Annotated in this window: 11 protein-coding genes and 1 tRNA gene; 5 read left to right on the top strand and 7 right to left on the bottom strand. The window is 73.5% G+C overall.

Annotated features, from left to right (window positions below; translation table 11 throughout):
- The first annotated feature begins 41 nt into the window (after nt 1-41).
- Nucleotides 42-632, top strand: coding sequence for a TetR/AcrR family transcriptional regulator (locus ABD080_RS16385; protein WP_343906468.1), 591 nt, complete (start codon nt 42-44; stop codon nt 630-632).
- Entirely contained in the window at nt 629-1,051 is a 423-nt protein-coding gene (locus ABD080_RS16380; RefSeq protein WP_343906467.1) for an organic hydroperoxide resistance protein, read from the top strand. Before ABD080_RS16385 ends, ABD080_RS16380 begins: the two co-directional genes overlap by 4 nt.
- Nucleotides 1,052-1,132: 81 nt before the next feature.
- On the opposite strand, the gene ABD080_RS16375 is transcribed toward ABD080_RS16380, so the two are convergent.
- From ABD080_RS16375 to ABD080_RS16350, 6 genes are all read right to left on the bottom strand, one after another.
- Nucleotides 1,133-2,110 carry a zinc-binding dehydrogenase gene (locus ABD080_RS16375; RefSeq protein WP_343906466.1) on the bottom strand — a complete coding sequence of 326 codons (978 nt, stop codon included), beginning with the start codon at nt 2,108-2,110 and terminating at the stop codon, nt 1,133-1,135.
- 172 nt (nt 2,111-2,282) lie between these two features.
- Nucleotides 2,283-3,758 (bottom strand): FAD-dependent oxidoreductase, encoded by a 1,476-nt coding sequence (locus tag ABD080_RS16370; protein ID WP_343906465.1) that lies wholly within the window; start codon nt 3,756-3,758, stop codon nt 2,283-2,285.
- Between the two features lie 132 nt (nt 3,759-3,890).
- Entirely contained in the window at nt 3,891-4,844 is a 954-nt protein-coding gene (locus ABD080_RS16365; RefSeq protein ID WP_137771517.1) for a formate transporter FocA, read from the bottom strand.
- A gap of 48 nt (nt 4,845-4,892) precedes the next feature.
- Entirely contained in the window at nt 4,893-5,909 is a 1,017-nt protein-coding gene (locus ABD080_RS16360; protein ID WP_343906464.1) for a transglutaminase family protein, read from the bottom strand.
- Nucleotides 5,902-8,190 carry a circularly permuted type 2 ATP-grasp protein gene (locus ABD080_RS16355; protein ID WP_343906463.1) on the bottom strand — a complete coding sequence of 763 codons (2,289 nt, stop codon included), beginning with the start codon at nt 8,188-8,190 and terminating at the stop codon, nt 5,902-5,904. Before ABD080_RS16355 ends, ABD080_RS16360 begins: the two co-directional genes overlap by 8 nt.
- 76 nt (nt 8,191-8,266) lie before the next feature.
- A complete protein-coding gene (locus ABD080_RS16350; RefSeq protein WP_137771514.1) occupies nt 8,267-8,944 on the bottom strand; it encodes an AIM24 family protein in 678 nt (225 codons plus the stop codon).
- 177 nt (nt 8,945-9,121) lie between these two features.
- Between ABD080_RS16350 and ABD080_RS16345 the strand changes: the two genes are divergently transcribed.
- From ABD080_RS16345 to ABD080_RS16335, 3 genes are all read left to right on the top strand, one after another.
- On the top strand, nt 9,122-11,290 hold the full coding sequence (locus tag ABD080_RS16345) for a serine/threonine-protein kinase (protein WP_343906462.1): 2,169 nt from the start codon (nt 9,122-9,124) through the stop codon (nt 11,288-11,290).
- Between the two features lie 104 nt (nt 11,291-11,394).
- Nucleotides 11,395-12,207: a DsbA family protein gene (locus ABD080_RS16340; RefSeq protein WP_137771512.1), complete on the top strand. Its 813-nt coding sequence runs from the start codon at nt 11,395-11,397 to the stop codon at nt 12,205-12,207.
- 68 nt (nt 12,208-12,275) lie between these two features.
- Nucleotides 12,276-12,347, top strand: a tRNA-Thr gene (locus tag ABD080_RS16335).
- Nucleotides 12,348-12,408: 61 nt separating this feature from the next.
- On the opposite strand, the gene ABD080_RS16330 is transcribed toward ABD080_RS16335, so the two are convergent.
- Nucleotides 12,409-13,533, bottom strand: coding sequence for a type I restriction endonuclease (locus tag ABD080_RS16330; protein ID WP_343906570.1), 1,125 nt, complete (start codon nt 13,531-13,533; stop codon nt 12,409-12,411).
- Between the last annotated feature and the right edge of the window lie 60 nt (nt 13,534-13,593).

Here is a 13,593-nt window from a genome sequence, read left to right as displayed (position 1 = left end):
GCGCCCGCGAGGCCGGGACGGGAACGGAAGGAGGAGCTCGTATGGGACGGCCCCTCACCTTCGATCGTGCCGAGGCGGTGCGCGCCGCGCGCGACGTCTTCTGGCACGAGGGCTACGACGGAGCGTCCATGGCCACGCTCCAGCAGGCCACGGCGCTGAACGCGAGCAGCATCTACCACGCGTTCGGCTCCAAGCGCGGTCTCTTCGACGCCGCGGTCGAGGACTACCTCGACCAGGTCGTCCGTCCCGGTCTCACCCCGCTGCGCGGGCCGGACGTCGAGCCCGGCGCCCTCGCGCGGTACTTCCGCTCCGCCCGCGAGATCTTCGCGGACCCGTCCGGACGCACCCTCCCCGACGGCTGCCTCCTGGTGAACACCGCCTGCTCGGGCCTCGCCCGGGACGACGGGATCGCTGAGGTGGTGCGCGTCTACCGCGCCGAGCTCCACGCCGCGTTCCTGCGCGGCGTCGGGGCCCGGCATCCGGGCCTCCCGCTCGCCGATCGCGAGCGTCTGGCCGAGACCCTCGTCGCGCTGCTCGTCAGCGCATTGGTCATGACCCGGGTGGACACGGGGGCGGCGCTCGCCTCCCTCGACGCCGCCCTCAACTCCTTGGAAGGGAATCCGACACCATGAAGCCCCTGTACACCACCGAGGCCCTCGCCACCGGCGCCGGCCGTGACGGCCATGTCGACGTCGTCGACTCCGACCTCGCCCTCGACCTCGCCGTCCCCACCGCCATGGGCGGCACCGGCAAGGGCGCGAACCCCGAGCAGCTCTTCGCCGCCGGCTACTCCGCGTGCTTCCACTCCGCCCTCCAGCTCGTCGCCCGCGAGCGCAAGGTGAAGATCGACGGCTCGAGCGTCGGTGCGCGCGTGAGCATCGGCTCCGAGCAGAGCGGCGGCTTCTCGCTCGCCGTCGAGCTCGAGGTCGTCATCCCCGAGCTCGACCAGGAGACGGCGCAGGCCCTCGCGGACGCCGCCCACCAGGTGTGCCCGTACTCGAACGCGACCCGCGGCAACATCCCCGTCACGGTCACCGTCTCCGACGACTGACCCTCCCGCGCCCCCGGCGCGGATGCGGAGGGGCCCCGGCAGGAATCACCTGCCGGGGCCCCTCGTCGTGGTGCGCCGGGATCAGGGGCGCAGCAGGACCTTGCCCTGGCGGCCGTCGGTCAGGGTCGCCGCGACGGCGTCCGCGACCTCGTCCAGGCCGAAGGTGTCGGAGACCGGCAGGGTCGCCTCGCCCGAGAGTAGGCGCGCGATGATCTCGCCGATCAGGCGGCGGCGCTGCTCGTCGCTCATGTCGGCGGAGATCTGGGCGCCCCAGAATCCCTCGACCTTCAGATCCTTGAAGATGATCGGCCCGGAGGGGAGCGCCATGGTCGTCGCGCCCATCGCGCCGAAGACGACGAGGCGGCCGCCGCGGCCCAGCAGCGAGAGCACCTGGCCGGCGGCCTCGCCGCCCACCGAGTCGAGGCCCGCGGCGACATGGGCGTCGCCGATGAGGGCGCGGGCCTGCTCCTGCCAGTCGTCCTGGTCGGTCGCGACGACGTCGCCGATGCCCTGCGCGGCGAGCTCCTCCACGCCGCTGCTGCGGCGCACTAGGCTGATCACGCGCTGGCCGCGGGCGCGGGCGAACTGGGCGACGAGGCGGCCCACGGCGCCGGTCGCGGCGTTCTGGACGAGCACCTCGCCCTCGGCGAGGCCGAGGTGCTCGAGGAGAGACAGGGCGCTGAAGGGCATGGCGACGAGCTGGGCGGCCGCCTCGTCGGGCAGCTCGGCCGGCAGCGGGACGAGGGAGCCGGCAGGGGCGGTGAACAGCTCCGACCAGGTGCCCGGGGTCGCGGTGGCGGCGACGCGGTCGCCGACGGCCACGGAGTCCACGCCCTCGCCGAGGGCCTCGACCACGGCGACGGCCTCGCTGCCGGGCACGGCCGGGAGCTCGGGGCGCACGCCGTAGGTGCCGCGGATCGTCCACAGGTCGTGGTGGTGGATGGGGCTGAGGATCAGCCGCAGCAGCACCTCGCCGGCGGCGGGCGCGGGGGCCTCCGCCTCGCGGGTGGTGAGGACGTCGGCGGGCTCGCCGAACTGCTCGTAGGACACGGTGCGCATGGGGCCTCCTAGTAATGGAATGACTGCTCCACTATAGGTCCCGAGCGCCGGGCGCGCACCGCCCCGACGGGCGAGCTCCCTCACGTGGACGCACGACGGGCGCCGTCCGAGGAGGACGGCGCCCGTGGCGCTGCGACCCGGCAGACCCGGGCAGGGGAAGGAGGGGTGAGGATCAGGCCGGGGTGGAGACCGAGATCGTGGTCATGCCGTCGCGGGAGACGCGCACCATCTCCTCGCGCTCGACGACCTTCACACGGGCACGGGGCTCGCCCTCGGCGTCGACCTCCGCCGCGCCGAGCGACTTCTCGTGCTCGTCCAGGGCGCGCCAGCCCTCCCACGTCGTGTACTCCACGCCGCGCTCGTCGAAGGTGCGCAGGATCGCGTCCGCGTCGCGCTCCGGCGCCGGGGTGAGGACGCCCGCGTCGATGTCCTCCAGGAGCGAGGAGATCGTCTCGATCGCATCGGACTTCGTGGCGCCGATCAGGCCCACCGGCCCGCGCTTGATCCAGCCGTTCGCGTAGACGCCCGGGATGACGGTGCCGTCGGCCTTCGTCACGCGTCCGGCGGCGTTGTGGATCACGCCGCGGCTCTCGTCGTAGGGGACCCCGGGCAGCGCCGAGCCGAAGTAGCCCACCGCGCGGTACACGGCGCCGAGCTCGTAGTCCACGAGCTCGCCCGTGCCCACGAGCGAGCCGTCCTCCTCGAGGCGGGTGCGCTCGAAGCGCATGCCCGTGACCTTGCCGTCCTCGCCGAGCACCTCGACGGGGCGGTGCCAGAAGTGCAGGTGCAGGCGGCGCTGCACGGGGCCGCCGTGGGCGTCCGTGGGCTCCTCGCCGGCCGCCTCGCGGCGCCTCTGCTCCTCGAGCCAGCCCTCGAAGGTCGAGACGATCTGGTCGGTGCGCTTGTCCGCGCGGATCGCCTCCCACTCCGCCTCGGTGATCTGCTCGAGATCGCGGCCCTCGAGGACGACCTGCACGCCCTTGGGATGCGCGAGCTCGCGGGTCTCGAGCGGGGAGAACTTCGACTGCGCCGGGCCGCGACGGCCGAACACGTGCACGTCGGTCGTCGCCGCGGCGGCGAGGTCCGCGTGGACGTTCGCGGGGATCTCCGTGCGCAGCAGCTCGTCCGCGCTCTTGGCGAGCACGCGCGCCACGTCGAGCGCGACGTTGCCGTTGCCGATCACGGCGACGGACTCCTTGTCCAGCGCCCATTCGCGCGGGTAGTCGGGGTTGCCGTCGTACCAGGCCACGAAGTCCGCGGCGCCGAACGATCCCTCGAGGTCGATCCCCGGGATGTCGAGGTCCGCGTCCTTGAGCGCGCCGGTCGCGAAGATCGCCGCGTCGTAGTGGGTGTGGAGGTCCTGGATCGTGAGGTCCGTGCCGAACTCGACGTCGCCGAGGAAGCGGATGTCGCCGCGGTCCAGGATCCGGTGCAGCGCCGTGATGATGCCCTTGATGCGCGGGTGGTCCGGCGCGACGCCGTAGCGGATCAGGCCGAAGGGCGTGGGGAGCTGGTCGTACAGGTCGATCTCGACCGCCAGCTCACCGCTCTTCACGGGCGCGGAGCGCAGCAGGGTCTCGGCGGCGTACACGCCGGCGGGGCCGGAGCCGATCACTGCCAGGCGGAAGGGCTGCGTGGAGGAGGACATCTCACCTCGGTCTCGTGGCGCGCGGGGGCGCCGGGTCGCTGAGAATTCCGCGCCATCCTATATGCGGAAATGCCGGCGGCCGAGGAGTGTGAACCATTGCTCCCCTGCGTGACACGGGGGCCGCGGGAGGGCTCAGGAGGCGCGGCCCCGCGTGCCCGTCGAGGCCTGATCGGCCGCCGGCGCGGCGGTGGTCCCGGCGGCGGTCACCTCGTCACGGCGGTAGGCGGCCCAGAAGTACGCCGCGACGAGCACCGCGCCGCCCACGATGTTGCCCAGCAGCACCGGCACGAGGTTGTCCCAGAGCGCGTGCCCCGCCGTGATCGCCGCGAAGTCGGCCTTCGTGACCCCGGCCGCGGTGATCGCCTCGCCCTGCCAGAAGCCGGCACCCTCCGCGTTCTTCACGAGCAGGCCCAGCGGCAGCATGAACATGTTCGCGACGGAGTGCTCGAAGCCGGTCGCGACGAACAGCGCGATCGGGCCGGCGACGGCGAGGACCTTGTCCGCGACCGTCTTCCCGGCGATCGAGACCCAGACCGCGAGGCACACGGCGAGGTTCGCGAGGATCCCGAGCACGAAGGACTGCCCCCAGCTGTGGGTCACCTTCGCCTCCGTCGTGGTGAGGACGACGAGCCCCCACGCGGAGCCGTTCGTGGACGGGGTCCCGGCGAGGAAGATCAGCAGCGCGACCGTCAGCGAGCCCACGAGGTTGCCGGCGATGCTGATGCCCCAGTGGGCCAGCATCTGTCCCGTCGTGATGCGCCGGGAGAGCCACGGCATGGCCGTCATGGTGGTGCCCGTGAAGAGGTCCGAGCCGCTGACCACGACGAGGCCGAGGCCCACCGAGAAGGCCACGCCGCCGATGACCTTCGAGATGCCGACCGGCCAGTCGCCCATGCCCTGCTGCGAGGTCACCATGAACACGAAGCCGAGCGCGATGTAGGCGCCGCCCGTGAGGGACAGCAGGAACATGCGCCCGCGCGGCATGGTCGCCTTCGCGAGCATGCCCTCCTCGAGGGTGCGGGCGAGGGCGGCGGGAGCGGGGATGGCCGTGCTCGCCGGGGCGGGGGTGGTGGAGGGGGTGCTCATGGGGCTCCGTCCGGCAGGGGAGGGGATGTCGGGAAATGCGCCGACAGGCTAGTCCCCCTGACCCCCGCGGGAGGCGGTTTCCCCCGCATCCGGCCCGGCCGGGCGGTCGGCGGCGGGCTGCGGGACCACGCCGACGGCGACCCGGAGCGTGCTGCTCGCACCCGGCGGGCCCACGACGATGCCCTTCAGCGGCGGGACGTCCGCGTAGTCCCGGCCCCAGGCCGTCGTGACGAAGCGCTGGTCCACGAAGGTGTTGTTCGTGGGGTCGATGTCCACCCAGCCGGTGCCCGGCACGAGCACGCTCAGCCAGGCGTGGGAGGCGGCGGAGCCGATCATCTCGTCCGCCGGCTCCGTGACGAGGGCGCCGTCCGCCGCGGGGGCCGTGCGCAGGTAGCCCGAGACGTAGCGCGCCGCGAGGCCCGCGGCGCGCGCCGCGGCGACCCCGGCGTGCGCGAAGTCCTGGCACACGCCGTGCCGCGCCTGGAGCACCTCCTCGAGCGTCGAGGTGACGGTCGTGGCGGCGGAGTCGTAGGTGAACTCCCGGAAGATCATGCCGGTCAGCGCCGCGAGCGCCTCCCCGATCGGACGCTCGGGCGTGAGCACCTCGCGCGCGAGCTCCCGCGCGGCGGCGAGCGCGGGCACGCGCGGCGAGGGGTGGGTGAAGTCGATGCTCTCCGCCGGCATCAGCGGGCCCCAGTGCTCCGGGGTGCACTGCTCCCAGGGCCGGTCGAGGGTCTCCGCGGGATAGCGGCGCTCCGCGACGGAGACCACGGCGCGGGAGTGCACGTCGAGGTGCTCGTGCGGCTCGTCCACGAGCAGGTAGGTCGAGGAGTTGCCGAAGAAGTCGGTGTGCGCGGTGAGACGGGCGGGCGCCGGGTCCACGGTCACCTCGTGGGAGAGCACCCGCTGGTGCGGGGTCGCGCGGGGCTCCACGTGGGCCCGGCCGTAGTTGCGGGAGACCGCCTTCGCGTAGCGGTACGCGGTGAGGTGGTGGACGCGGTAGTCGATCGCCGGGGCGTCGGGGCCCTCGTCGCGCAGGGGGATGCGGGGCAGGTTCTCAGACATCGTCGAACCCCCAGGGGGAGGTGGACTCGGAGGCGCGGAAGAACCGGTTCTCCAGGGCGGTGGACAGCTCGCGCACGGACTCCATGGCGGCGCCCGCCTCGGCGACCAGACCGGTGGGGGATCCGGGCTCCTCGTCGCGGGGCGTCAGCAGCTCGCGCGGCTGCCAGGCGCCCACGCGGCTGCGCAGCGCCGTGAGCGGGGCGCGGAGCTCGACGGCGGGGGTCCGCTCCGGGAGCCGGTCGAGCACGGCGCCGAGCCGGTCGAGCTGGAAGGCGAGGGAGCGGGGGAGCGTCGCGTCGCCGATCAGCAGCTCGAGCAGCAGCTCGGGCTGGACCGCCGCATGGTACGTGCGGCGGTAGGTCGCGCCGGACTCCGTGATCGCGACGACGGCGGCCGTGACCCGGGCCTCCGCGGCGGCGCTGCGGCGGCCGCCCAGGGCGGCCTTGAGCAGGGCGAGCAGGGCGGAGGTCCGCTCGATCCTCCGACCCGTCTCGGTGAGGTCCCAGCCGAGATCGCGGGGCATGGAGTCCGCGACCGCGCCGGAGAGCGCGAGGCAGCCGTCGACCATGTCGGTGAGTCCCTGCTCGAGCGGCTCGTCGGCCCCGCCGAGCGCACGGATGCGGCCGCGCATGCGGGAGATCGAGGGCCAGACGCTGTCCGAGACGAGGTCCCGCAGCCCGCGCGTGGTGTGGGCGAGCGCGGCGAAGGACTGTGCGAGCGAGCCGGGGCGGCCCGTGTCGTGGAGCAGGCTGCGGATCTCGTCGCGCACCGCGCCGGTGTCGTGCACGTCGATCGTGTGGAAGCCGGGGAAGGTCGTCGTGACGTCGGTCGTCGCCTCGAGCAGCACGGCGAGCGCCGTGTGCGGGGCCCGGCCGGTCTCCGCGGAGAGGTCGTTCGTGGAGTCCAGGACGGTGCGCAGCAGACGCGCGGTCGAGTCGACCCGCTCGAGGTAGCGGCCGAACCAGAAGAGGTCCGAGCCCACCGAGCGCGTCATCGCGGGGTACGGCGAGAGGCCCGTGACGGCGTCCGCGCCGCCTGTCCCCGATGCGCCGGTCGTGCCGGCTCCGCCGTGGGTCTCCGCGCCCGCGGAGGAGCTCGGGGGCACCGCGACCCAGATGTCCTTGAGGGTCTCGGGGGCGGCGTCCGCGGTGCGCGCGATCCCGCCGGGCATGACCTCGAAGCCGTCGGCCCCGGCCATGACGAGGAGCTGGAGCCGCACCGGGCGCTCGACGAGCGCGTCGCCGCCCGCGGGGTCCAGGGACGGCGCGGTCGAGGGCGGCGCCGCCCCGGGCGCCGTGGCGGGATCCGCGGGATCGTCCTCCGCCGGGCGCAGCAGCAGGTCCTCGTGGAGCAGCTGCCGGCACAGGTCCGGCAGCGCGCGCGCGAGCGCGGGGTTCTCGAGGATCCCCGCCCCGAGCGGGTTGAGGACCTCCACGTCGCCGCAGCGGGCGGCCTCGACGAGGCCCGTCACGCCGCCGAGGGGGGTGGGGCCCAGGTCCAGCGGGTCCAGCAGGGCGGAGGGCACGAGCCGCACGAGCGCGTCGATGCCGTCCCCGGGGTCGGGGTCGGCCCCCGGGAGCCGCAGCGAGAGCGAGCCCGAGCCGGTGCGGAGGTCCGTCACGGAGACGACGGGAGCCCCCAGCAGGTTCGCGAACCAGTGGTGGTCGAAGGCGCGAAGCGGATCGGTGCTGTCCGTGAGCACCACGGCGCGGCCGGCGCGGCCCTCGGCCCGGCTGCGCTGGTGGAGCGCGGAGCGCATGCCGTCCATGAAGGGGTGCAGCCGCCGCAGCGCGGTCGAGGAGTACAGCTCGGGGGCGCTGCGGGAGAGGGCGCGGCGCAGCTCGAGGGCGACGCCGGCGCCGTCGGGCACGTCCGTGTGGTCGGCGAGGACCTGCCATCCGCCGTCGGCGGCGCGCTGCACGGTGCAGCCGAGCGCGAGCAGGTGGGTGCCGCCGCGGGAGGGGATCGAGGTGGCGGTGCGCAGGTACGCGGGGTCGGCGAGCAGCGCGGCGGCCGGGGCGACGTCGCTGCCCAGCACGGTGCGCGGTCCGTAGAGATCGGCGTGCAGCGCGTCCAGCAGCCGGGCCCGCTGGACGAGGCCCGCGGAGAGCTCCCCCCACTCCTCCGGCCCCAGCACCACCGGCACCGGGTCCAGGGCGGGGGAGGGGACGGAGACGTCGGAGGCGAACAGCGAGCCGGCCGCCGCCGCGGCGCGACGCCGGCCGGCGGGGCCGAGGGCGTCGAGCGCGCGAGCGGGCGCGGTCGGGATCGCGAAGGTCACCGCGTCATCGTAGGCGGGCCGCCCGGGAGCGGCGCGCATGCCCACCCCGGGTGCCCGCCCCCGGTGACCGGCCGCGTCAGGAGCTGGTGACGACCGGGGCGCCCTCGGAGGGCTGGACGACGACGAAGCCCGGGCCGTGGAAGCCCAGCTGGAAGGACTCGCCGGAGCCGCGGCCGATGAGCGAGCCCATCTTGAAGTCGTTCTTGATCTGCGGCTGCAGGTTCGCGGACCAGCAGACGGCCGCCTGCGGGTCGACGTAGGTGGGCTGCTGCGAGCAGTCCAGGAGCATCGGCGGGCCGTCGGAGGTCACCGCGACCATGCCCTGTCCCTGGAGGAAGAGGTTGAACAGCCCGCCCGCCATGAAGCCGCCGGCGCCCAGGGAACGGATGTCCCACTGGATCGAGGAGTCGAAGGCGAGGAGGTTCTTCGTGTTCAGCGTGATCGCGTCGCCCTCGAGCTGGAGGAGGAAGATCTCCTCGGCGTTCTTCGCGAAGAACACCTCGCCCTGGCCGCGCACGTGCATGAGGTTGCCGCCCTCGCCGGTCGCGAGCTTCTTCAGGAGCTTCATGCCGCCGCCGGAGCCCTGGTAGGCGAAGTCCATCTGGCCCTGGTAGGCGACCATCGCGCCCGCCGCGGCGATGATCTCGGGGGACTGCGGCTGCAGCGCGCAGCGCAGCATCTTCGAGGACTGCAGCGCCCAGCGGTCCGTCGTCTGGCGCTCCTGGTTCGTGGCGTCGAAGAGGTTCGAGCGCATGGGACCCACCCTTCCGCGCCCGGGGGTCGGCTCCGGCCGCACGGCCGCTCCCGCGCGGCCGTGCGCATCGTCCCACAGCCGGGACCTCCCCGCACCCTGTGCGGAGCCTGCGTGCGCCTCGTGAAGGTCCGCCCCGGATGCACGTCGCCGCGCGGCCCGTTCCGTAGCATGGCGCGCATGGAGGAGACCCGACGCCAGCGCACGCCCCGCCGCGATCCCCGGCTCGGCGCGCTCGCCGAGGAGTCCGGCTACCGGATCGAGGAGCGCATCGGCGCGGGCGGCATGGGCATCGTCTACCGCGCCCACGACGCCGACGGCCGCGAGGTCGCGATCAAGCTGCTGCGCCACGACATCGCCGACGACCCCCGCGCCCGCGAGCGCCTCGCCCGGGAGGTCGCCGCCCAGAAGCTCGTGCGCAGCGAGTCGATCGTGCGGATCCTCGACGCGGAGCTCGACTCGCCGGACGCGTTCGTGGTCACCGAGTTCGTCCCCGGCCCCACCCTCGAGGACGCCGTGCGCGAGCGCGGCGGGCTGCACCCCGAGGCGGTGCGCGAGGTGGGGCTCGTGCTCGGCGACGCCCTGCGGGTCATCCACGCCGCCGGGGTCATCCACCGCGACCTCAAGCCCTCCAACGTGCTGCTGCGCGGCGCCCGCCCGCGGGACCTCGACGGCTTCGACCCCGAGGGCGACCGCCTGGACCCCGTGATCATCGACTTCGGGATCGCGATCGCCGCGGAGGAGTCCCGGCTGACCTCGACCGGGCTCGTCATGGGCACCGCCGCGTACCTCGACCCCGAGGTGGTGCGCACCAACCACACCGCGGAGGCGGGGGACTGGTGGTCCCTCGCGGCGATGCTCGCCTACGCCGCGACGGGCCGCGAGCCCTATGGCAGCGGCCGCGCGGATCTGGTGTTCCTGCGCGCGGACCGCGGGGAGATCGACGTCGACGGGCTGCCCGTCGAGCTCGCCGCCTGGCTGCGGGAGGCGCTGCAGGCGGATCCCGCGCGGCGTCCCGACCCGGCGACGCACCTCGGGAAGCTCGCGGAACTCGACCTGACCCGTTTCGAGGACGCGGGGGAGACCGAGGCCTTCGGGGCCGACGGCCGCACCGCCGTGCTCCCCGCCGGCGCGGCCGCTGCCGGCGCCACCGCGGCGACACCGTCGGAGGCGCCCGGGGACGAGGCGGCGAGCGGGGAAGGTGGCGACGGGGCGACCACGGTCCTCCCCGTCGCCGACGACGGTGCTGATGCTGATGCCGCCGACGACCCCGCGACGGGCGCCGGCGCCCCCGGACCGGAGGCCACCCAGGTGCTCCCCGTCGTCGCGGACGGCGACCGCACCGAGACGCTGCCGCGCATCGACGACGCCGGCGCGGCCCGCGCGGAGGCGGTGCGCGAGCAGCCGGGTGGCGGGTACGACGCGCCGACCGAGGCCCTGCGCACCGAGGCGCCGCGCACCGAGGCGCTCCCCGTCGTCGAGTCGCCCACCATGCGCCTGCCCGTGATCCAGGAGGAGCTCGCCGCGCCGCCCCGGCCGGTCCCCACCCCGACCCCGAGCGGGAACGACCCGCGCTCCTACGATCCGCAGCGACCCGTGCAGCGCGGGCCCGACGGCGGCCTCGCCGGCTATCCCGTGACCGCCCCGGTGGGCTCCCCGTACCCGGCGCAGACCTCCGCCCCGTCGCCCTACCCGGCCCCGCAGCCCTACGGGCAGATGGCCCCGTACGGCATGGCGCCGCAGCCCGTCCCGCCGCCGCCCCGACGGCCGGTGCTCGTGTGGCTCGGCCACCTGCTGCTGATCGGACTCGGCGTCATCGCCCCCTACATCGCCCTCGTGCTCCTGCTGCTGCTGGGCGGCGCCGCCCGCACCTGGGAGCGCTCGCACCGGTCCGTCGCCGCACGACGGATGCGCGGCTCCTCGGGCGCCGGGCCGCTCTGGGCGGCGGGCACCGCAGCGCCCTTCCGGTTCCTGCAGGGCGTCGCGGAGACGGCGCTCCAGGCGGTGCTGCCGCTGCTGCTGGGCCTGCTCGTCGGCGTCGCGGTGGACGCCGCCACGTACCTCGGGACCGGGACCGCCCTGCCGGACGGCGTCGCCCTCGGCACCGCCGTCGGCATCACGACCCTGCTGACCTGGGTCGGGATCGGATCGCGCACCACGCGCCTGGGCGCCCACCGGATGGTGGACGCGGCCGCCCCGGACCGCACCTGGACGGCCGTCCTGCTGGGCCTGCTGCTGCTCCTGCTCGTCGCGGTCGTCGCGACGATCGGCGCGCGCCAGGGCATGGTCGACTACTTCCCGTTCTCCTCCGGGCCGACCCTCGAGACCATCGCCTTCTGGCGCCGCTGAGCGGGCGGCGTGGGCCGGGTCTCCCGTCCCGGGATCGTCGAAGGTTCCACGGATACACTCGCGGCGTTCCCACCCTCGACCGCCGCACGGCGCAAGGAGAGACCATGGCGTCCGGATCCCCGAAGTCCGCGAGCGAGCGTCGCGAGGCGCAGCGCGAGGCGCTGCGCCAGCAGCGCCAGGCCGAGCTGCGCCGTCAGCGCTCGGTCCGGATCATCATCATCGCCGTCATCACGGTGATCGCGCTCGCCCTGCTCTCCGTCGCGGGCCTGTTCATCTACCGCGCCGCCACCGCGGACAAGCAGCCGGTCACCATGCCGACCGGCGTGAGCGAGGACGCCCCGTACCTCAGCTTCGGCGCGGAGGAGGGCTCCGGTGCCCCCGTCGTGGACCTGAACCTCGACTTCATGTGCCCCTACTGCGGGCAGTTCGACGGCGTGAACTCCGCGGACATCCAGGAGCTCGTCGAGAACGACCAGATGACGCTGCACCTCACGCCGCGCCGCTTCCTCGACGCGAACTCCACGAGCGGCGACTACTCCACGCGCGCCGCGAATGCGCTCGTGTGCGTGTACGAGGAGAACCCGGACAACGCCCTCGCGTTCACGACCCTCATGTACGAGAACCAGCCGGCGGAGGGCTCCGCGGGGCTCACCGACGACCAGATCCTCGAGTACGCCAAGCAGGCGGGCGCGAGCGACGAGGTGAGCAGCTGCATGAGCTCCAAGACGTACTGGGGCTACGTGCGCAAGGCGGCGGAGCCCTACGGCGCCGATCTCGCGAGCTCCACCCCGTACGTCGCGATCGACGGCACCGTCTTCGAGGACTACTACACCGAGGGCGCCTTCAAGCAGGCCGTGCTCGAGGCGGCGGGATCCTCCGCCTCCGACACCGGTGGCGCCTCCGACAGCGGACGCTGACATGGGCGGGGAGCCCTGCTCTCCGCTACCATTCCGGGGTCGATCGGCACGCTGATCGGCCCCGGCCCGCTGGAGTGGCGCAACGGTAGCGCACCTGTCTTGTAAACAGGTGGTTGCGGGTTCGATTCCCGTCTCCAGCTCGAGAGAGAGTCCCCCTGCCCGTGATGCGGGCAGGGGGACTCCCTGCGTCGTGGGGACCGCTCAGGCTTCGCCGGGGACCTGGTCCCCGGCGTGGCGCCGCACCGTGTCGCGGATCTGCTCGGCGTAGCGGTAGATGTCATCGAGGTCCTCGAGCAGGTACCGGGTCTCCACCTTGTTCTCGTCGAACAGCCCCAGGTGCTTGCGGGACTTCCCGTTGAACCACAGGCGGGCGATGGACTTGCGGTTGTTGTCGTCCAGCATGATCGCGAAGTAGGTCTTCGAATCCCGATGGGTGATGCGCTGCGGCTTCACGTCGCTGCAGGCGATCGCCTTGATGATCTGGTAGCCGGCGAGCTCCTGCTCGGTGGTGACGACGTCGGCGGGGCCGGTCGCCTCGTCGGCGTTCGTCGCGGCGACCTCGGCCTCCGCGTCCGGTGCCGGTGCGCCCGCGACGAGCGGCGCGGGCTCCGCCTCCCCGAGCGCCGACTTGAGGCGGGCGTTCACCTGCTCCTTGAGGAACTGCTTCATCGCCTTCGAGGTCAGCTCCGTGAACTGGCGGATGTTCTCCGCCGTGCCCCGACGGTCGGAGACGCGTCCCATGAGCATCTTGACGAGCTCGGGTGCCGGCTCGCGGAACTCGTCCGCGATCTCGCGTCGGAGGGCGCCCACGTACTTCAGCTCCTCGGCGGAGCTGATCACGGAGTCGAGGTTGAAGGTCCCCTTCGTGAGCTTGCGCAGCTCGGGGAGGATCGTCTCGTCGATGTCGGCCAGGTCGAGCACGAGGAACGGGCGGTCGTCCATCATGTTGGGCTTGTCGAGGTCCGTGTAGAAGTTGAACACCTGCCCGTTGGTCAGCACGCCGATCCGGGCGTTGGTGACCGAGAAGTACCGGAACAGCTGCGAGGCGTGCTTGATGTGCAGCGGGTCCCCGATGCGCTTGCACTCGATGAGGATCTGGACCTCGCCGTCCTTCATGATCGCGTAGTCGACCTTCTCGCCCCGCTTGGTGCCGTGGTCGGCCGTGAACTCCGGGACCACCTCCAGCGGGTTGAAGACGTCGTAGCCCAGGACGCGGGAGATGAACGGCATGATGAAGGCGTTCTTGGTCGCCTCCTCCGTCTCGATCGACGGTCCCTGGCTGATGATCTTGCTCGCGATATCCGCGATGGCCGCGTCGAAGTCCACCGTGCTTCCCTTCCTCACCGCTCGACGGGCGAGATGCCCGATTGGGGAGGAGTGTGACAG

This window comes from Brachybacterium rhamnosum (assembly GCF_039526185.1).
GTDB lineage: Bacteria > Actinomycetota > Actinomycetes > Actinomycetales > Dermabacteraceae > Brachybacterium > Brachybacterium rhamnosum.
This window is presented reverse-complemented; position numbering and strand designations above follow the sequence as displayed.

Bases quoted from the DNA above. Each gene is read 5' to 3' on its own strand.
- ABD080_RS16380 (WP_343906467.1), top strand. From the start codon at position 629: ATGAAGCCCCTGTACACCACCGAGGCCCTCGCCACCGGCGCCGGCCGT.
- ABD080_RS16370 (WP_343906465.1), bottom strand. From the start codon at position 3,758: ATGTCCTCCTCCACGCAGCCCTTCCGCCTGGCAGTGATCGGCTCCGGC.
- ABD080_RS16385 (WP_343906468.1), top strand. From the start codon at position 42: ATGGGACGGCCCCTCACCTTCGATCGTGCCGAGGCGGTGCGCGCCGCG.
- ABD080_RS16365 (WP_137771517.1), bottom strand. From the start codon at position 4,844: ATGAGCACCCCCTCCACCACCCCCGCCCCGGCGAGCACGGCCATCCCC.
- ABD080_RS16360 (WP_343906464.1), bottom strand. From the start codon at position 5,909: ATGTCTGAGAACCTGCCCCGCATCCCCCTGCGCGACGAGGGCCCCGAC.
- ABD080_RS16350 (WP_137771514.1), bottom strand. From the start codon at position 8,944: ATGCGCTCGAACCTCTTCGACGCCACGAACCAGGAGCGCCAGACGACG.
- ABD080_RS16340 (WP_137771512.1), top strand. From the start codon at position 11,395: ATGGCGTCCGGATCCCCGAAGTCCGCGAGCGAGCGTCGCGAGGCGCAG.
- ABD080_RS16375 (WP_343906466.1), bottom strand. From the start codon at position 2,110: ATGCGCACCGTGTCCTACGAGCAGTTCGGCGAGCCCGCCGACGTCCTC.
- ABD080_RS16345 (WP_343906462.1), top strand. From the start codon at position 9,122: ATGGAGGAGACCCGACGCCAGCGCACGCCCCGCCGCGATCCCCGGCTC.